The organism is Streptomyces sp. CA-210063 (assembly GCF_024612015.1).
Classification (GTDB): domain Bacteria; phylum Actinomycetota; class Actinomycetes; order Streptomycetales; family Streptomycetaceae; genus Streptomyces.
On record NZ_CP102512.1, the window covers coordinates 5,280,261 to 5,297,551 of the forward strand.

19 protein-coding genes and 1 pseudogene are annotated in these 17,291 nt (G+C 69.2%); 10 read left to right on the forward strand and 10 right to left on the reverse strand.

The features are described from left to right. Window positions 1–79 precede the first annotated feature (79 nt). On the forward strand, window positions 80–1,696 hold the full coding sequence (gene metG / locus JIX56_RS22910; protein ID WP_257543076.1) for a methionine--tRNA ligase: 1,617 nt from the start codon (window positions 80–82) through the stop codon (window positions 1,694–1,696). A 279-nt stretch (window positions 1,697–1,975) separates the two neighbouring features. On the opposite strand, the gene JIX56_RS22915 is transcribed toward metG, so the two are convergent. Continuing rightward, window positions 1,976–3,328, reverse strand: coding sequence for a pectate lyase family protein (locus tag JIX56_RS22915; RefSeq protein WP_257543077.1), 1,353 nt, complete (start codon window positions 3,326–3,328; stop codon window positions 1,976–1,978). 147 nt (window positions 3,329–3,475) lie between these two features. Further along, a complete protein-coding gene (locus JIX56_RS22920; protein ID WP_257543078.1) occupies window positions 3,476–3,841 on the reverse strand; it encodes a hypothetical protein in 366 nt (121 codons plus the stop codon). 508 nt (window positions 3,842–4,349) lie between these two features. On the opposite strand from JIX56_RS22920, the gene JIX56_RS22925 reads away from it, so the two are divergent. Beyond that, window positions 4,350–5,162, forward strand: a complete 813-nt coding sequence (locus JIX56_RS22925) for a CAP domain-containing protein (RefSeq protein WP_257543079.1) — start codon at window positions 4,350–4,352, stop codon at window positions 5,160–5,162. Between the two features lie 133 nt (window positions 5,163–5,295). Here the strand turns inward: JIX56_RS22925 and JIX56_RS22930 are convergent, their stop codons facing one another. Genes JIX56_RS22930 through JIX56_RS22940 form a run of 3 tightly spaced genes read right to left on the reverse strand, consistent with a single transcriptional unit; the run spans window position 5,296 to window position 8,632 of the window. Then, window positions 5,296–7,134 carry a carbohydrate-binding domain-containing protein gene (locus tag JIX56_RS22930; RefSeq protein WP_257543080.1) on the reverse strand — a complete coding sequence of 613 codons (1,839 nt, stop codon included), beginning with the start codon at window positions 7,132–7,134 and terminating at the stop codon, window positions 5,296–5,298. Beyond that, a complete protein-coding gene (locus tag JIX56_RS22935; protein ID WP_257543081.1) occupies window positions 7,131–7,961 on the reverse strand; it encodes a VTC domain-containing protein in 831 nt (276 codons plus the stop codon). The genes JIX56_RS22930 and JIX56_RS22935 overlap by 4 nt, the downstream gene beginning before the upstream one ends. Beyond that, window positions 7,958–8,632 carry a DUF4956 domain-containing protein gene (locus tag JIX56_RS22940; protein WP_257543082.1) on the reverse strand — a complete coding sequence of 225 codons (675 nt, stop codon included), beginning with the start codon at window positions 8,630–8,632 and terminating at the stop codon, window positions 7,958–7,960. Before JIX56_RS22940 ends, JIX56_RS22935 begins: the two co-directional genes overlap by 4 nt. Before the next feature lie 405 nt (window positions 8,633–9,037). Here JIX56_RS22940 and JIX56_RS22945 point away from each other — a divergent pair, with 405 nt between their 5' ends. The 5 genes from JIX56_RS22945 to JIX56_RS22965 all read left to right on the forward strand — a co-directional run bounded on the left by JIX56_RS22945 (window position 9,038) and on the right by JIX56_RS22965 (window position 11,947). Next, window positions 9,038–9,559: a DUF4232 domain-containing protein gene (locus JIX56_RS22945; RefSeq protein WP_257543083.1), complete on the forward strand. Its 522-nt coding sequence runs from the start codon at window positions 9,038–9,040 to the stop codon at window positions 9,557–9,559. Between the two features lie 197 nt (window positions 9,560–9,756). After that, window positions 9,757–10,353, forward strand: a complete 597-nt coding sequence (locus JIX56_RS22950; protein WP_257543084.1) for a pathogenesis-related family 1 protein — start codon at window positions 9,757–9,759, stop codon at window positions 10,351–10,353. 200 nt (window positions 10,354–10,553) lie between these two features. Then, window positions 10,554–11,210, forward strand: a complete 657-nt coding sequence (locus JIX56_RS22955) for a hypothetical protein (protein WP_443032060.1) — start codon at window positions 10,554–10,556, stop codon at window positions 11,208–11,210. Window positions 11,211–11,217: 7 nt separating this feature from the next. After that, the gene (locus tag JIX56_RS22960; protein WP_257543088.1) at window positions 11,218–11,406 is read left to right on the forward strand and encodes a hypothetical protein; all 189 of its coding nucleotides are present in this window, start codon (window positions 11,218–11,220) and stop codon (window positions 11,404–11,406) included. A 112-nt stretch (window positions 11,407–11,518) separates the two neighbouring features. Continuing rightward, entirely contained in the window at window positions 11,519–11,947 is a 429-nt protein-coding gene (locus JIX56_RS22965; protein ID WP_257543090.1) for a hypothetical protein, read from the forward strand. A 127-nt stretch (window positions 11,948–12,074) separates the two neighbouring features. On the opposite strand, the gene JIX56_RS22970 is transcribed toward JIX56_RS22965, so the two are convergent. From JIX56_RS22970 to JIX56_RS22980, 3 genes and pseudogenes are all read right to left on the reverse strand, one after another. Then, complete coding sequence (locus tag JIX56_RS22970; RefSeq protein ID WP_257543092.1) at window positions 12,075–12,461, reverse strand: hypothetical protein; 387 nt, start codon at window positions 12,459–12,461, stop codon at window positions 12,075–12,077. Further along, complete coding sequence (locus JIX56_RS22975) at window positions 12,458–12,631, reverse strand: DUF397 domain-containing protein (RefSeq protein WP_257543094.1); 174 nt, start codon at window positions 12,629–12,631, stop codon at window positions 12,458–12,460. The genes JIX56_RS22970 and JIX56_RS22975 overlap by 4 nt, the downstream gene beginning before the upstream one ends. Window positions 12,632–12,633: 2 nt before the next feature. Then, a pseudogene (locus tag JIX56_RS22980) lies at window positions 12,634–13,038 on the reverse strand (Scr1 family TA system antitoxin-like transcriptional regulator); the annotation flags it as partial. Between the two features lie 230 nt (window positions 13,039–13,268). Here JIX56_RS22980 and JIX56_RS22985 point away from each other — a divergent pair. The 3 genes from JIX56_RS22985 (at window position 13,269) to JIX56_RS22995 (ending at window position 15,741) form a co-directional block, all read left to right on the forward strand. After that, entirely contained in the window at window positions 13,269–14,000 is a 732-nt protein-coding gene (locus JIX56_RS22985) for a hypothetical protein (RefSeq protein WP_306819873.1), read from the forward strand. Between the two features lie 176 nt (window positions 14,001–14,176). After that, complete coding sequence (locus JIX56_RS22990; protein ID WP_257543098.1) at window positions 14,177–14,587, forward strand: hypothetical protein; 411 nt, start codon at window positions 14,177–14,179, stop codon at window positions 14,585–14,587. A 185-nt stretch (window positions 14,588–14,772) separates the two neighbouring features. Continuing rightward, window positions 14,773–15,741, forward strand: coding sequence for an NAD(P)-dependent alcohol dehydrogenase (locus JIX56_RS22995; protein WP_257543100.1), 969 nt, complete (start codon window positions 14,773–14,775; stop codon window positions 15,739–15,741). A gap of 19 nt (window positions 15,742–15,760) precedes the next feature. Here the strand turns inward: JIX56_RS22995 and JIX56_RS23000 are convergent, their stop codons facing one another. Both JIX56_RS23000 and JIX56_RS23005 read right to left on the reverse strand, forming a co-directional pair. Then, complete coding sequence (locus JIX56_RS23000; protein ID WP_257543102.1) at window positions 15,761–16,456, reverse strand: GOLPH3/VPS74 family protein; 696 nt, start codon at window positions 16,454–16,456, stop codon at window positions 15,761–15,763. A 62-nt stretch (window positions 16,457–16,518) separates the two neighbouring features. Further along, on the reverse strand, window positions 16,519–17,070 hold the full coding sequence (locus JIX56_RS23005) for a hypothetical protein (RefSeq protein WP_257543104.1): 552 nt from the start codon (window positions 17,068–17,070) through the stop codon (window positions 16,519–16,521). Between the last annotated feature and the right edge of the window lie 221 nt (window positions 17,071–17,291).

Consider the following 17,291-nt stretch of genomic DNA (forward strand, 5'->3'; position numbering starts at 1 on the left):
CCCCCGCGAAATCCGGGGGCCCGTCCGACACCCGAAACGCAGGTGAGTCGATCCTCACGGGCCCAGTAGGATTTCGGGCATGGCGGCCACTGGAACCGAGAAGCAGGGTGGCAAGGCGTTCTACGTCTCCACCCCCATCTATTACGTCAACGACGCTCCTCACCTGGGCCACGCCTATACGACCGTCGCAGGGGACGTGCTCACGCGCTGGCACCGTCAGCGCGGCGAGAAGGTGTGGTACCTCACCGGCACGGACGAGCACGGTCAGAAGATCATGCGCACCGCCGACGCCAACGGAGTGTCTCCGCAGGAGTGGTGCGACAAGCTCGTGGAGGAGGCCTGGAAGCCCCTCTGGGAGCACCTGGAGATCGCGAACGACGACTTCATCCGCACCACGCAGAAGCGGCACACCGACCGTGTCCAGGAGTTCGTGCAGGACCTGTACGACAAGGGCGAGATCTACAAGGGCGGCTACGAGGGCCCGTACTGCGTCGGCTGCGAGGAGTACAAGCTGCCGGGCGAGCTGCTCGACGGCGACGGCGACTTCGCGGGTCAGAAGCTCTGCCCGATCCACAAGAAGCCCGTGGAGATCCTCAGCGAGGAGAACTACTTCTTCAAGCTGAGCGAGTACGGCGAGAAGCTCCTCGCCCACTACGAGGCGAACCCCGGCTTCATCCAGCCCGAGTCCGCGCGCAACGAGGTCGTGAACTTCGTCCGCCAGGGCCTGCAGGATCTGTCGATCTCCCGCTCGACCTTCGACTGGGGCATCCCGATTCCGTGGGACCAGAAGCACGTGATCTACGTATGGGTCGACGCGCTGCTCAACTACGCCACGGCGGTCGGCTACAACGAGAACCAGGAGAAGTTCGAGGCCACGTTCCCGGCGAACGTCCACCTCGTCGGCAAGGACATCCTCCGCTTCCACGCGGTGATCTGGCCCGCCATGCTGATGGCACAGGGCCTCCCTCTGCCGGGGAAGATCGCGGCGAACGGCTGGCTGATGGTCGGCGGCGAGAAGATGTCGAAGTCGAACCTGACAGGCATCAAGCCGCAGGACCTGACCTCGCACTTCGGTGTCGACGCCTACCGCTGGTACTTCCTGCGCGCGATCGCCTTCGGCCAGGACGGCTCGTTCTCCTGGGAGGATTTCTCCGCCCGCTACACGAGCGAACTCGCGAACGACTACGGCAACCTCGCCTCCCGTGTCGCGGCCATGGTCGGCAAGTACTTCGACGGCGCCCTGCCGGAGGCCACGGCCGACGGCGAGGCCGAGAAGGCGCTGCACGACGGACTGGCCAAGGCGGTCGCCGAGGCCGACCGGAAGATCGGCGACGAGCTGGACTTCCAGGGCGGCATCCTGGCCGTCTTCGACTTCGTCAAGCAGGTCAACGGCTACATCACGGAGCAGGAGCCGTGGAAGGTGGCCAAGGACACGAGCGACAAGGGCAAGGCCCGCCTGGCCACCATCCTCTACACGGCCGCCGAGTCCCTCCGCGCCGTCGCCGTCCTTCTCAACCCGATCATGCCGGACACGTCCCAGCAGCTCTGGAACTCCCTGGGCGCGGATGTCTCGCTCGGCGCCCTCGCGGACCAGAAGGTCCAAGAGGCGGGCGAGTGGGGCACACTCCCGGTCGGCTCGACGATCACCAAGGGCGCGATCCTTTTCCCCCGCCTGGAGGAGAAGCCGAGCGCGTAGCGCACGCATCCTTGAGTTCAGGGCCCGGGAGCGAGCTTCTTCCCGGGCCCTCACTCTTGGGTCGGCCAGGAGTTAGTGCCGCGTCAGCCAAGGTTTGCCCGTCAAGGAGCGGCGTCCGGTGCGTGCTCTCGGCGTGCCGGCCGGAAGGCCCCGTCGATGGACCGGACGTACTTGGGCTTTCGGCCGGTGCGGCGGTGGGGGCCCCTCCCGTTCGAGCGAAGCCGAGAATGGGGGAGCGTGCCGGGCGTCGCGACGGGGCGAACCTTGGCTGACGCGGCACTAGGAGAGGGTGCCCGCGCCCGTCGTGCCCGTCAGACCGGTCAGGAGGTCGGTGACCGAGGTCTGGAGGCCGGCGGTGAGGGCCGGGGTCCAGTTGACGGTCGTCTTCAGCTTCTTCGAGCTCGCGGCGTTGTACGCGGCGACGAGGTCGGTGGCCTTGCCGTTGACGATGTTGCCGGTGCCGGCGACCGAGCCCGTGCCGTCGCCGCTCAGCAGCTTCCCGACCTTCGCGCCGGCGGGGACCTTCCAGACGTTGCGCTCGGCGACGACCTGGGCCTTGGCCCGGGAGTCGATGCTGTACTTCGGCTCGTAGCCGTTGAGGGACGTCGTGTCGTAGACGTTGTTGTAGAGGTGGATCTGGCCGATACGGGCCAGCGGGGCGCGCTGGACGACGCCCTTCCACAGGTTGTGGTGGATGGTGACGCGCAGCTTGCCGGTGGAGTCGGTGTCGCTGCTGCCGATCAGCATCGTCTTGTCGTGGCAGTAGAAGAGGTTCCGCTCGACGGTCACCAGGTCGGAGCCGTTGGTGATGTCGAGGGCGCCGTCGTGGATCTGGTACTTGCGGCCGAAGTACGTCTTCAGCGACTTGTCGAAGGTCGGCTCGTCGGTGAACGTGTTGTGGTCGGCCCAGACGTTGGTCGCGCCGCGCAGGGTGACGGAGTCGTAGTTGGAGTTCCACTCGCCGGACGAGCCGTCGGTGGGGTCCCACTGCGGGAAGCAGTCCTCGGTCGCGGCGAACGTCAGATTGCGGACGATGACGTTCTTGACGTTCTGGACCTGGAGACTGCCGCCCGTGATCCCGGCCTTGGTGCCGGGGACGCCCACGATGGTGGTGTTGGACGGCACCCGGAAGACGATGTTCTTCTTCTGCTTGTCCGCGGCGGTCTTGCGGGCGGTCTCCTGGGTGCCGGACGGCGCCTTCTTGCCGTACGTCGCCGGGTCGAACGCCTTGAGGTAGGCGGAGAGCGAGTAGCCGGTGCCGGCGGCGTAGTCCGCGCAGGTCAGCTTCTTGCCGGAGTCGTTCGTGTTGGCGTCGATCGTGCCCTTGATCTTGATGATCCGGGGCGTGGTGTCGGTCGCGGAGCCCAGCGCCTTCACCAGCTGCGCCCGGGTGGACACCGTGAAGGTGTGCGCCGCGTCGGCCTTCGTGCCGCCGGTCGTACCGGAACCGGACGCCGCCCAGCCGTCCTTGGCGGGCAGCACCTGGTGGTACAGGTCCACGGGGCTGGCTTTGGCGTTCATCACGAGGACGCCGGCGCCGACAGCGGCGGCCACGGCGGCAGCGGAGACCACGAGGGTCCGGCGCCCTCGGAGGGACCGGCGGTGGGACGGGCGCGGAGAGGCAGAGGCCACGGATGAGTCCTTACGTAACGTACGTGGTTCGGGAGAACACGTGGTTCGTGTGGAGCCCCCGTGAAGGGGGTTCTGACTCATGTGTGGTCGCCGTGCGGGGAAAGGTTGCCGCCAACTTCCTTTCGCGTCAGGGAATCTGAGTCGTGGTCAGCCCAGGTTCGACTTCACGTGGCTGATGACCTGCTCGAACTCCTTGCGGGGCGAGAAGTCCACGTACTCGCAGTCCTCCAGGGCTTCCGGCGCGTGACCGGGCGGCCAGTAGAAGGCCTCGCCCTCCTCGTAGGTCTTGTCGCCCTCCTTGGTGTGCATCACGAGCCGGCCCTTGAACATGTAGCCCCAGTGGGGGACCTGGCACAGGTTGTCGGGCTCGTCCTTGAGGGCCGGCCGCATGTCCGCGCCTTTGGGGAGCCGGACGAACGCGACATCCGTGTCGCCGCCGATGTCCTGCATCCGCAGTTCGACGCCGTTGCCCTCGATCTCGACGGGTACATCCGTCCGCGTGACTGCCGTCATGTTTCCTCCATGACTGGATCACCGCAGGGCCTCGGGGAATCTCCGTACAGGGGTCCGCTCTCTCGGGAAACCCCGCACTTCCAGTCTGCACCGATCCCGTACGCCCTGCCCCTGGAGCCCCCGGGGTCGCAGGCGGACACTTCCCGGTGACATGCGTCACGCCGGGGTTGTTCCTGAATATCGCTGACTGTCCGATTTCTCTTCGATGACAACTACTTTCTTTTGGCCATGAATCAGGCATCTTTCGCCATGGGTGTCAATTCAACCGGTCTTCCGGCTCGATGATTTCGGCGCCCGTCACCACGGGAGAACGCCTTCCGCCTGTTCCCGAGGGCCTGTTCGCGAGTGCCGGCGGCCGGATCGGCGGGCCTTCACACCCCGGCCGGGGCCTCCTCGGCACCACTCAGCGTTAGTACGGGTGTTCGTTGCCCGGAGCGCGCGACCGTCCCCATAATGGCGGCTCGCCAGGGCCAGGGCCGGCCGATGTCGCTTGTGAGTGAGGCCACGGATGAGCAAGCACCGCCAGAGAAGGACACGCTCGAAACGCCGCAAGATAGCCATCGCCTCCGCCGCCGTGCTGGCTGTGGGCGCCGTGGGTGTCCCCGTGGCCGCGCAGGCGAGCGGTGTCGGACTCGGAGGCCTGCGCAGTGTGGCGTTCTCCTGGTGGGGAGGGGACACGTCGGAGTCGAATACGGCTTCCCGGACGCCGTCGCGCACACCGTCCGTGTCCGCGACGCCCTCCGCCACGGACTCCTCCGCCTCTCCGTCCGGCACCCCGAGCCCCTCTCGCTCCCGCACCAGCCCGAGCGCGTCTCCCTCGAAGTCCGCCCGCCCGACGCCCACGCCCACCGCGGACCAACCCAGGAAGACGACGTCGCCGCCGAGCACCCCGAAGGCCACGCGTCCCGCCACCGCTCCCCGCACCTCCACGAGCAGCGTGGACTCCGGGCCCACGGCTCGCGTGCTGGCTCTGGTCAACGCCGAACGCGACAAGGCGGGTTGCGCGCCGGTGACCGAGAACGCCAAGCTCACCAAGGCCGCGCAGAACCACAGCCAGGACATGGCCGACCACCAGAACATGTCCCACACCGGCTCCGACGGCTCGTCCATGACCGACCGGCTCGCCCGCGTCGGGTACGCCTACAGGTCGGCGGGCGAGAACGTCGCCGCCGGGTACGGGACCCCCGAGAGCGTCATGGACGGCTGGATGAACAGCTCCGGCCACCGGGCCAACATCCTCAACTGCGGCTTCAAGGAGATCGGCATCGGCCTGGCACAGCCGGGCAACTACTGGACCCAGAACTTCGGGTCGTCCGCGTAGCGGGACAGGGCCCGGCTCACGGCGGAGTCCGGCTACAGGGCTCCGGGGTGCAGTCCAGCTACAGCGCTCCGGGGCGCAGTCCAGCTACAGCACCCCGGATGGAGTCCGGCTACAGCACCCCGGGCGGAGTCCGCTACTGCCTGCCGCCCGGCCCGCCACCCCCGAAGCCTCCGCCTTCCGGGGCCTCGCCCGCGGTGACCGTGGCGATCTTCTCGGCGGAGGCGAGCTTGCCGGACTCCGCGAGGCCGCCGGTGTCGGAGCCGGAGGTGGAGCCTCCGGAGTAGACGGTGTACTCCTCGCCGCTCTTGATCGACTCGCCCGAGTAGACGACGTTCTGGATGGTCTTCGAGGTGACGTACGAGGCGACGACCTCGCCATCGGAGTCGACGATGTGCAGGGTGGTGCCCGCCTCGACCGACGCGTCCAGCGTCGCCGACAGCCAGCCCTGTTCCGATTCCTCGTCCGGGGCGACGACCATGCCCGCGCTGCCGGCGGCGAGGAGCGTGCCCCCGCTGACGGTGAAGCTGCCGTTGACGTCGAGCGCGCCGTTGCCGCCCGTCTCGGGCCCGTTGACGACGACCGTGCCGCCGGTGATCTCGGCGGTGCCGTTGGAGTCGAAGCCGTCGCCCTGGGAGTTGAGGATCAGGGTGCCGCCGGTGACCTTGGCGGAGTAGTCGCCGACGCCCATGCCACCACCGCCGGGGCCGCCGCGTCCGCCCTGGTCTTCGGTGGTCGCCTCGCTGCCGGAGGCGTTGACGCCGTCGTCGTTGGACGTGACCGTCGTCGTACCACCCCTGACCAGGATGTCCTTGCCCTCCAGACCCTCGTTCGAGTCCGTGATCTTCAAGGTGCCCTCGCTGATGACCAGGTCGCCCTCGGCGTGGATGCCGTCGTCGCCCGCCAAGAGGCTGACGGTCGCGCCGTTGAGGTGGACGGCCGCGTCGCCGTGCAGGGCGTCGGCGGAGGCCGAGACGTCGACCGTGCCGCCCTCCAACACCGTGATCACACCGGACTTCAGGCCGTGCGCGGAGGTGTCGTCGGAGGCCTCGCTCTTCACGGTCAGCCCGCCGCCGGTGACGACGAGATCGGTGGCGGCGTCCACGGCGTCACCGTTCGCGGTGACCTTGACCGTCCCGCCGTCGACGACGATGTACCCGGCGTCCTCCTCGTCCGCGTTGTCGGACTTGAGCCCGTCGCCCTGAGCGGTGACGGTGACCGTGCCACCGTTGACCACCAGATAGTCCTTGCCGCGGATGCCGTCGTCGGCGGCCTCGACGGTGATGTTCCCGCCCTCGACGACCAGCCCGTCCTTGCCGGCGATCGCGTCGTTGCCGTTCCCCCGCACCGTGAGCGAGCCGCTGCCGCCGATCGTCAGGTCGCCCGCGCTGTACAGGGCGGCGTTCGCCTCGGCGTCGTCGGCGTAGGAGTCGGTGTCGCTCAGCTTGTTCTCGCTGCCGTCCACGAGGACGACGACCAGCCGCTCCACCTCGGTCGCGGCGATCGCGGAACCGGAGGAGCTGGAGATGTCGACGCCGTCGAGGACCAGCTTCACGGTCGCCTCGGGGGCGGTGATGACGATCCGCCCGTCGTCGAGGGAGCCGCTGAGCCGGTACGTCCCGCCGGCGGTGATGGTGACGGTGGACCCGTCGACGTCCACGCCCTTGCCGTCCGCCTCGGCCGCGTCCCCGTTCAGCTCGACACCGACGGCCTCGGACTCGTCGTACTCCGTGTCGCCGTCCTCGGCGTGCGTGTCCTCGTTGTCGGCGAGGACGGCGGATGCCGTCCGGGAGCCGTCCACCGCGGCCGCCGCGCTCGCGCTCGACGACGCGTCGGACGACGCGGACGCGGAGTCGCTCCCGGAGGAGCACCCGGCCAGCGCGGCGGTCGCGAGGACGACGGAGGCGAGAGCGCCCGCCACCTTCGTACGCAGTCGTCGCGCGCTTCTCTTCCAGGTGGTCGTGCGGATGTTCATGCGGAACTCCCGTTCAGTGCCGGTGTGGTGGGAAAGTGGCGCCGCAGAACGGGCAGCCAGCGGTGGGCGGGCAGGTCGGGCCGCAGCGCGGCGAGCCCGGTGCCGTACTTGGAGACCGGGCAGGGCCGGTGCTTGAGCGACCACAGCAGCCGGTCGGCGCCGGATCCCGCGCGCCCGGCCTTGGTCTCGACGATGGTCCGCTCGGGGGTGCGCAGTGCGGTGCCGTCGGGCAGTGCCCAGGTCAGGTCGGTGTCGACGGTGACCCGGCTGCCGCTGCCGGGCAGGAACAGCGTGGTCCGGCGGTAGCGGGTGGTGAGTGTGGGCACCAGCCGGAAGCCGCGCGCGTCGATGCCCGCCGCGCCGAGCACCTCTTCGGCGTACGCCCGCGCCTCGGGCCCCAGCCGCCCCAGCTCCCCGTCGTACGGGACGCGCTGTTTGACGGTGGTGCCGCGCGGGCCGCGCGTCTTGACCTCCAGGAAGTGCTGCCCGGACGCCAGGTACGTCCGTATCCGCAGCTTGAAGCGGCGGCGTCGGCGGCGGGCGGCGCCCAGATAGCCGTCCATGTCCGGGGTGTCGAAGTACACGGACCGGTACGCGAACTGCCGCTCGCCGTCGACCTCCAGGACCCGCACTCCCCCAGTCTCGGCTCCGCTCGACCGGGAGGTGCCCCCACCGTCGAGCCCGCCGACCACGAGCGGAAGGTCGGTGAGCGGCAGCATGTACTTGCGGTCCAGGCGGGTCAGCAGCTCGGCGCGGTCGACGAGTTCGTCGAGGCCGATGGGACGCAGCGCCCCGACCACGGGCGCGACGGAGTCGAGGACCGTCATGCGCGGATGCCCTGCCCCTGCGCCTGCCGCTGCCCCTGCGCCTGCCCCTGCGCCTGCGCCTGCCGCTGCCCCTGCGTCTGCCCCTGCTCGACCCGGTCGCCCGCCTCCTGCGGCGCGCGCGGTCCCTCGTCGGTGACGACGTACCGGACCTCGACCAGGGTCATGTCGTTGACCAGGTCGACGCTCTGCACGGACAGGTTCACCACCCGCCCGCCCAGCAGCACTTCGAGGTGCGCGCGCAGGGCGTCCTCGTCGGTGTAGGCGGCGTCGAGGCGCAGGCTGCGCTGCCGGTGACGGCCGAACAGCTTCGGGTGGTCGCCGACGTACATCGTGGCGACGATCAGCGCCATGAGCAGGGCCGACAGGATGTTGACCTCCTCCGGCAGCCCGGCCAGCAGGCCGAGGGCGAGTGCGGAGAAGTAGTACGCGATCTCGTGCTGGGCGATCTCGTTGGAGCGCAGCCGGATGATCGACAGGACTCCGAACAGCCCCATCCCGAGCCCGATGCCCACCGACGACGAGCTGAGCGTCATCGCCACCGCGAGGACACCGACGTTGACGCCGAGGAAGGCGGCGATGAGGTCCCGGCGGTGGTGGCGCGGGAAGTAGACCGCGAAGGTCAGTACGGAGATGGCGGCCAGATCGGCGACCACGAGAAGGGTCTGGTCCATGACGATGGACGATCGCGGGTCAAGCTTTGAGCTTCCTTTGTCTTCCCTTAACTGAACTTGAGAAGTTCGGAAGGTGAACGACAGGCGTCCCTCGACCAGGGGACAGCTGAGTGCGAAACGGCTGTGGTCGTAGTTGTAGAGCGCCCTGACGCAGGGTACGGCGTCGAGACCTGGTCGCGGCGGGCGGCCATGAGACCGCCATGAGGCCATGGAGCCGGATGGCCTCACGGCTCCCCCGTCCCGCTGAACGTTCCAGACCGTCAGCGTCTGTGCTGGTCAGCGCCCGTTCCGGCGTTCCAGCGTCCCGTAGTGGCCGCCTTTTGTGGCGGGTGGGACAGATCGCGGAACAAGCTGGAGTCGTCCAAGCAACCCGCTGGACGACCCACTTCCGCACTGGAGATTTCAATGCGTTCGCGTCTTCTCGCCCGCTCCGCCCGCCTCGCCCTGGCCACGGTCGCGGCGGTGACCCTCACCGCCACCGCGGCCACCACTGCCACCGCCGACAACGGCAAGGACGTCGGACAGGCCTGCGGCACCAACGACCTGACCTTCAAGGTCAGCGAGAAGACGCAGGCGGGTGGCTACCTCCTCGTCACCGCCAAGGCCCTGCCCGGCATCACCTGCTACCTGGAGGGCGTCTTCCCCTCCGGGTCCTTCGGATCCTCCGCCGACACCGAGCTCTCGCCCGCCGAGCACGGCGTCAGCGACACCATCAAGCTCTCCGGCTCCACCGCCGCCTACGCCGGCATCAACCCCAAGACCACGGACAACGACAACGGCAGGCAGTTCGAGGCGATCCACCTCTCCGTCGCGGGCGACGTGGACAACTTCGTCACCCTCCGCCTCCCCCGCACGGTCACGGTCGACCAGCCCATCGCCACCAACTGGCACGCCAACCCCGCCGACGCCGTCCCCTTCTCCAGCTGACGCCAACGTCGAACGAACCGCCCGTGAACTCCCTTGGAGTCACGGGCGGTTCGCGCATCCCCTCAAACCCTCGCCACTCCGGTTTCCCCCGATGGGATGGCAGGTCGCTCCATCCTCAACGACGTTTCCCACACCTCGTCTACAAGTGGCGACGTCAGTAGGGAAGTTGAGGATCGAGGATCGAGGAGGTACGCATCGTGCGGCAGCACGGACTGCGGACGATCGCCGCGGTGGCGATGGTGGCGGCGACGACACTGACGCCGACGACACTGGCGCCGACGCCCGCTACGGCACAGGCCGTCGTTCCGCCACCGGCCATCGTGGAGGCAGTCGAAGCGGCGGCGGGGGCTACGGGGGCGGGCACCGCGGTGGCGCGAAAGCCGGAGATCAACGGCTTCATGACGATCGTCAACAAGGCGCGAGCGGACGTAGGCGTCCCACCCCTGGTCTGGGACCGCACGCTCGCCTCCCACGCCCGCTACTGGGCCCGTCTGCGCGTCGACGACTGCCGCCTCATCCACTCGAACAGCCGGTACGGCGAGAACCTGGCCAAGGGATCCAGCCCCGACTTCTCGATGTCGGACGCGGCCCGCCTGTGGGTGGAGGAGAAGCCCGACTACGACCGCGCCTCAAACACCTGTGTAAGCGGCAAGCCGTGCCTCCACTACACCCAGGTGGTGTGGCGCAGCACGACACGGATCGGCGCGGCGAAGGTCAGGTGCGGCAACGGCTGGACGTACGTGGTGGCGAACTTCGACCCACCGGGCAACTGGGTGGGCCGACGGCCGTACTGACCGGTCGACGGGGGCCGGGGCCGTGATAATCCCCCCATGGCCCCACCCTCACCCGCCACGACCACCCCACAGACCACCCCAGAGACCGCCCCACAGGTCACCCCAGAGACCATCCCCCAGGTCACCACGTGAACGGCCTCGGCCCCGACCTCGACCTCGGCCTCCCCGAGCCGGACCCGGTCCACCACCTCCTCACCGACATCCTGACGATCGGCACCCCCTACGCCTTGGCCCTGACCGGCGACCACGCGGTACGGGCGCACGGCCTGACCGAGGCGAGACCGCCCGGCCGACACCTGGAAGTGGCGACGGAGCACCCGGCCCCCATGGACCAGATCGCCGCCACGGTCCGGACAGGCCTGACGGAACGAGGCTGGCTGCTGGAGGAGGTGGAGACCGATCCCCTCTCCGCCCGCCTCCGCATCACCGACCCGACCACGGCCGAGGAACGCACCCTCGACATCCTCAAGGAAACCCTGTGGCACCCCCCGGTCGAGACGTCCCTGGGACCGGCCCTCTCCCTCGAAGACGTGGTCGGCACCAAGGTCCGCGCCCTGGCCGACCGGGGCGCCCCGCGGGACCTCATCGCGGTCCACGCCGCCGCCGACCGCTGGACCCTCCCCGAACTGGAGGAACTGGCCCGCCGCCACACCTCCGCCGGCTTCGACCTCGCCGACCTCCAGTCCCGTCTGGAGGGCATCGAGTGGCTCGCCGACCGGGAATTCACTCGCCACGGCCTCGACGACCGGGCCACCATGTCACTCCGCCAATGGGCCCAGACCTGGGCCGACGACATCGCCGAACGCCTCCTGGAAGAGGAGGCGCTGAATCCCCCGACGGAGGACGACCCTTGGTGAGTACCTGGTGAGCAAGCGGCGCTATGTGGCCCGAGGCGTCCCCGGCGGCTACCGCATCTACGACAACCGTCGCCGGGGTTGGTGGGGCGACCTGTACGAACTCTGCCCCGACGACCTCCTGACGGAGCTGAACGGCGGAAAGGATCCGGCGAAGCTGTCGGCCCTGCTGAAGCGGTACCGAGCCCTGAAGCGCTGACCGCCGGAACCGATACGTGCTCATCCGGCGTTTCCGACCTACGGGAAGTGGCGTATCCCTACGCTCCCCTACGCTGTGTTGGCGACGGGCCGTGCGGGGGAAGGGGCTGGGGATGAGCGCGGAGATTGTTCAGTTGGTGGGCCAGGCGGGCCCGTACCTGACGGCGGCCGTGGTCGCGTACGGCACCGGCGTGCTGACGCGGGCGGAGAGCGCGGCGGTGGAGGCCACGGCGAACATCGGCCGCCGGATGCTCCAGGCGGTATGGCACCGCCGGGACGACCAGGGACGGGCGGAACTGGAGTCGGCGGTCGCCGACGCCGCGTCGGAACCGGAGGACGAGGACGCGGCGGCGGCCCTGCGCCAGCAGATCAAGCGGGCGGTGCGCGAGGACGCGGAGCTGCGGCGCGAGCTGGCGGAACTGTTGCCGTCCGGCGGCGGGGCAAGCGTGACGGTCACGGCATCGGGCACGCGTTCCATCGCGGCAGGCGGCAACATCGGCGTAGCGATCACCGGCGACGGCCACGACACGCCACGACCGTGATCGGCGAGCAGCCCCGGTACCGGGCGGGGTTGAGGCGTCCGGCGACAGATCAATAGCCACCGCTGGCCCCATCGGCGTGGTGATGAGCTCGCCGGCAACTCAGCCCTTGACCCCGGCCGAGCGCGTCTCACCCTCCCAAACCCAACTCACCCACACGACAAGCCACCGCCCCGCTCCGAGGACACACCCACACCGCCGCGCCCTTCTCGACAGTCGCCCTCAACGGATGGGTATCCGGATGCTCCGGGCACTGCGGCCACACCGCAGACACCCCCGCCGCCCACAACGCCTCCACCGCCCACCCCTGCACCTGACCCGCCACCTCGGCGAGCAGCACCGCCGGCCGCCCGTCCGGCTCGGCGTAAACGCCGTGCCCGGAGCCGTCGGGGGCGAAGAGCATGACGCCGGGGTAGTCGTCCTCCTCGCGGACGTCGGGTTGGACGGGGCCCTGGACACGGAGGTCGCGCAGGACGGCGGCCAGGGCTTCGGTGAACTCCGGGGGCTGGTGAGTCATGAACGACGGGTGCTCCGGATGAGGGCGGCCAAGGCGTCGGGGGAGACGGGAAGTATTCGAGTCGGGTCGTCGCTCTCGCGGAGGAGCACTCCGGTCCCGCTGCCGGCGAGTTCAACACAGTTGCTTCCATCGGTCCCGCTGGAGAAGGTCGGCTTCTGCCACTGGGCCACGATTACAGCTCCTTCGCCAAGCGGTGGATGTAGTCCCGCGACCGAACCGGGTCGAGGGACACCCCCTCCACTTTACGAAAGAGCGTTCGCATCGACCGCAGCTGCGCCGCCGCGTCCATGAAGGCCACGCCTTGCGGAGTGTCCCGCTGGGCCGTGTCCAACGCGGAGACCCGGCCACCCGCGTACAGCAACTCCGCGCTGGCCCCCGCGAAGCCGTCGACGTCGAACGGGATGACCCGCACGGTCACCGTGGGCATCTCCGACTGAGACAGGAGCGAGTCGAGTTGGGCTCGCGCCACGCGACGGTCGGCGACACGCGTACGCAGCACGGGCTCGTGCAGCACGACCTCGTACACCAGGGCAAGTTCGTGTGGTGCGAGCTGGCCAGGGCGGCGTGAACGTTTTTCCGGTTCCCGAAGGAGTGAACGCACCCCGATCGGCCGGATGCCCGGGGGCTCGATCCACCTAGGTTGCCCACATGGTCACATCCACCCACGAGGCCGCACACCGGATCTTCCAGGATCATCCGGAGGTTCTCACCCCTGTCTTCGAGGCGCTGGGACTACCGCCGCCACCGAAGGCGTTCATTCAGGCGCTCACCCCGGACACCACGGAGATCCGGCCGTTGGAGCGCCGTGTGGACTCGGTGCTGAAGGTCGAGCCGTCCGAGGGCGACGGCTTCCTGATCGCGATCGAGGCCCAGACCAAACAAGCCCCGGGCAAGGGGATCAGCTGGGCCTACTACGTCGCCTACCTGCACGCGAAGTTCAACCTGCCGGTGCTGCTCATCACCGTGTGCAAGAACCGCCCCACCGCGGCCTGGGCGGTCGGACCCTTCATGAGCCGGGTCGGCACCTGGACGACCCAGATCACGCAACCGTTCGTCCTGGGACCGGACAACGTTCCGGAGATCACCGACGAGTCCTCGGTGGCGCGGCAGCCGGCGATCGCGACGTTCTCGGCGATCGTGCATAGCGAGGGCAAGAGAATCACCGCCATACTGAACATGCTGGCCCGCGGTATGCGGTCCTTCGACAGGGACACGGCGAAATACTGGTGTGAGATGTTGGAAGTAGGCCTGAGGGACACTCCGGCCCGCGAGACATGGAGAGGGTTGCAAAAGATGGTCGGCACTTATTTCCCGGGACGGGGAACCCTCTTCGAGGAGACGTATCTTGCGGGCCAGGCCCAGGGCGAGGCCAAGGGGGTTCTGCGCGTACTGGAAGTACGTGGCATTCCTGTCTCGATGAGCGCCCGCGAGCGCATCACCACCTGCACCGACCTCGACCGCCTCAACAACTGGCTCGACCGATCCGGCACAGTCACGCACGCGGAGGAACTGTTCTCCGAGGAGTCAGAAGCCCAGTAAGGGGGCCCGGACCACATCTGGCCGACGCCGAGGGCGCCAGGGACCACAGGCCCCAGGCGCCCTCAACTGCGTGGCCCCCACTCACCAGCACTCGCCGAACACCCGCACGCCCCACGAAAGAGTGATCACATTCCGTTCGCAGGACTCCGTGCCCCACGCGCTCCTAGCGTGCGCGTATGGCTCTGGAACTGAATCCTGAACTACAAGAAGAAGTCTCGGGAATCGCCACGTCCCTGATGGCCGCAGTGGCTCTCGTAGGGCTCCCTCTGGAAAAGGCGATGGAGGAACTCCACGGGAGATTCAGGGAGATCCTCAAACGAGAAGGGCTTTCGCCACAGGAAATCTCCTATCTGCGCGGCAAGATCGAGGGATGGTCCCCGGAGTACGCGGAAGGCTGGGCCGTCGCATACGCCAAGGGAATGGCCGAGAGCCGCGCCGATGGGATCCTCCGCACTCTGAAGTGGAAGGGCATCCACCCACCCGACGACATCCGGGAACGCATCACCACCTGCACCGACCTCGACACCCTCACCCACTGGTTCGACCGTGCCTGGGCCGCGACCGACGCCAGGGATCTGTTCACCTGAAGAGACAGCGAACGGCACCCCACCCAGCTCACCAGGTCGTCAGCCGGTAAGGCTTCCGCCGTAGGAAAACTCATCGCGCCCACCCCCAAGACCGTCCCCAGGAATCTGGTCAGGCGTTCGAGCTGCCGGGATGCTCAGAGGAACCGGGACGTACGGTGCCGGGAGTCACAAAGGGGAGTTACGCCATGAAGGCGATCGTTCAGGATGCCTACGGCACCGCGGACCTCCTGGAACTGCGCGACATCGACCGCCCCGTCCCCCGGGACGACGAGGTGCTGGTCGAAGTGCGTGCCGCCGGTGTGGGCCCCGAGGTGTGGCATCTGATGACGGGCCGGCCGTACGTGGCCCGTGCCGTGCTGGGGCTGCGTAAGCCCAAGAACCCCGTGCGGGGCTGGGACGGCGCCGGGCGGGTCGAGGCGGTCGGGGCGAAGGTGACCGACTTCAAGCCGGGGGACGAGGTCTTCGGCAACTGCGAGGGCTCGTTCGCGGAGTACGCGCGCGCCAAGGCCGACAAGATCGCGCTCAAGCCCGCCAACCTCACCTTCGAGCAGGCCGCCGCCCTCCCCGTCTCCGGCATGACCGCCCTCCAGGCCCTCAGCGGCACATCCCGCCCGCAGCCGGGTCAACGGGTCCTCGTCATCGGCGCGTCCGGCGGCGTGGGGACGTACGCCGTCCAACTCGCCACGATGTACGGCGCCGAGGTCACCGGCGTCTGCGGTCCCGGCGGCGCGGACCTCGTCCGCTCCCTGGGCGCCACCCACGTCATCGACTACACCACAGCCGACATCAGCGACAGCCCCCACCGCTACGACGTCATCGTCGACAACGCGGGCCTTCGCTCCCTGCCCGTGCTGCGCAGCGCCCTGACCCCACGCGGCACCCTGGTCATCGTCGGCGGCGAGGGCGGCACCGGCTTCTTCGGCGGTATGAGCCGAGGTCTCCGGGCCGTGCTGCTCTCCCCGTTCATCGGGCAGAACCTGCGCAACCTCGTCTCCGTCGCCCGCCGCGAGGACCTCGTGACCCTCAAGGACCTCGCCGAGAAGGGCAGCATCACCCCGGCCATCGACCGCGTGTACCCCCTCTCGGAGGCACCCGCGGCCCTCCGCCACCTGGAGAACGGCCACCCCCGGGGCAAGCTCGTCGTCACCGTCTGACCGTTCACCACCCGACCGCTCATGTCACGGCCGTGATCACCACCACCGTCGTCGCCATCGTCGCCGCCGTGAGGGCGGCCGAGGCCGCCGCCGCCGTCTCGGCCATACGGCGCAGGGCCGGGTCGGCCCAGTGCCGTTCGGCTGTCTCGGTCATGCGCCGCTTGGCCGGGGAGTCGTCGGAGTCGGCGTCCGGGAAGGCGAGGGTGTGGAGGTCGCCGTGGTGGAGGAGGGTGATCAGGGCGGCGGTGCGGTGGTCCGGCTCGGCGCCCTCCAGGACCACCTTCGCCAGGCGGCCACGCAGTGCCGCCTCCACCGTGCCGTCCGACTCCGGGTAGCCGGTGGTACGGAAGACGAGCAGGACGCGGCGCTTCTCCTTACGGATCAGGCCCTTGGCCAGCAGGCCTTGGAGGGCGGCCTCGTACTCCTCCGTACGGTGTTCCGCGACCCATTTCTCCGCGTCGTCCGGAAGCACCGCCTCGGCCGAGCCGGCGGTGCCGACGGCTGCGTCGGTGTCGTCGGTGTTGGCGGTGTCGTCGGTGTCGGCGGCCAGGGCCCGCTCCAGCAGGGCCGCCGCCGCGATCGCGTAGGGCGTTCGCAGGGGGAGCCGGGCCTCTCCTGTCGTGTCATCGAGGGAGAGGAGGAGGATCTCCTCGCCGAGGGTCGTGGGGGTGGGGACGGGACTGGTGGCGGAAGTGGTGGCTGGTGGCGTGGTCATGATCAGTAGGACGCGGGCGGGAAATCGGTAGTTCCGAAGCCGGCCCCCGACAGGCCGGAGGGTCACGATGCGGCGGTGACCGACCTCGACCTGCTCGCGGTTCTGGAGGGGCGTTCGGACTTCCGTACGACCCGGCTGACCTGGTCGAGCGGCCTGCTGACCGCCGTACGAACCGGCACCGAAGCCGACGCCGACCCCTCGACCTGACCTGCCACACCCGAACCCGCGCCCCCTCTCGGGCCCGCGTCCATGCCCAGTGCCGTACGCGCCGCGTGCACACGGTGCAGTCCCTCGACCGCCGTCCGTGTGACCTGGGCGTACTGGTCGGGCGTGCGGGCCTTGGTCAGCTGGGCGCGGGCGGTGCGGAGGCATTCGGTGGCGTCGGTCAGGGCGTGGGCCGCGCTGCCGCCCGCCCCGGCCTGCGCCCGGACGTCGATACCGGCCAGGCTGCCGCCCAGCCGTACCACCCAGCGGTTGGCGTCGGCCTCCGCGTCGAGGTCGGACGCGGGGCCGGGCTCGTCCACGGACCGCCGCCGCGCGACGATCGCGACCACCGCCCCGACGATCAGCAACACTGCCACCAGCACGGCCAGCTTCATGGCCTCCTCCAGCATTCCGACGTTCCGTCCCTGTTCCGTCCCCGACGGGCGGTGCGTCCCCTACGGCGGCGCGTCCCGTACGGGTCGTACATCCCGTACGGCTTGTAACGGCTCGTACGGGTTTCTCACCCTGTACGTCCCATGACACCCCCTCCCGCTGTGACCGTCCGTCGAGAATCCTGTGCGTCTCCTGATGACTTCCCCAGCGGGTACCCGATGCGGCGACGAGGGCACGG

Coding starts and splice junctions, on each gene's coding strand:
- metG (WP_257543076.1), top strand. CDS start 80: ATGGCGGCCACTGGAACCGAGAAGCAGGGTGGCAAGGCGTTCTACGTC.
- JIX56_RS22920 (WP_257543078.1), bottom strand. CDS start 3,841: ATGACGGCAGTCACGCGGACGGATGTACCCGTCGAGATCGAGGGCAAC.
- JIX56_RS22925 (WP_257543079.1), top strand. CDS start 4,350: ATGAGCAAGCACCGCCAGAGAAGGACACGCTCGAAACGCCGCAAGATA.
- JIX56_RS22930 (WP_257543080.1), bottom strand. CDS start 7,134: ATGAACATCCGCACGACCACCTGGAAGAGAAGCGCGCGACGACTGCGT.
- JIX56_RS22935 (WP_257543081.1), bottom strand. CDS start 7,961: ATGACGGTCCTCGACTCCGTCGCGCCCGTGGTCGGGGCGCTGCGTCCC.
- JIX56_RS22940 (WP_257543082.1), bottom strand. CDS start 8,632: ATGGACCAGACCCTTCTCGTGGTCGCCGATCTGGCCGCCATCTCCGTA.
- JIX56_RS22945 (WP_257543083.1), top strand. CDS start 9,038: ATGCGTTCGCGTCTTCTCGCCCGCTCCGCCCGCCTCGCCCTGGCCACG.
- JIX56_RS22965 (WP_257543090.1), top strand. CDS start 11,519: ATGAGCGCGGAGATTGTTCAGTTGGTGGGCCAGGCGGGCCCGTACCTG.
- JIX56_RS22970 (WP_257543092.1), bottom strand. CDS start 12,461: ATGACTCACCAGCCCCCGGAGTTCACCGAAGCCCTGGCCGCCGTCCTG.
- JIX56_RS22990 (WP_257543098.1), top strand. CDS start 14,177: ATGGCTCTGGAACTGAATCCTGAACTACAAGAAGAAGTCTCGGGAATC.
- JIX56_RS22995 (WP_257543100.1), top strand. CDS start 14,773: ATGAAGGCGATCGTTCAGGATGCCTACGGCACCGCGGACCTCCTGGAA.
- JIX56_RS23000 (WP_257543102.1), bottom strand. CDS start 16,456: ATGACCACGCCACCAGCCACCACTTCCGCCACCAGTCCCGTCCCCACC.
- JIX56_RS23005 (WP_257543104.1), bottom strand. CDS start 17,070: ATGCTGGAGGAGGCCATGAAGCTGGCCGTGCTGGTGGCAGTGTTGCTG.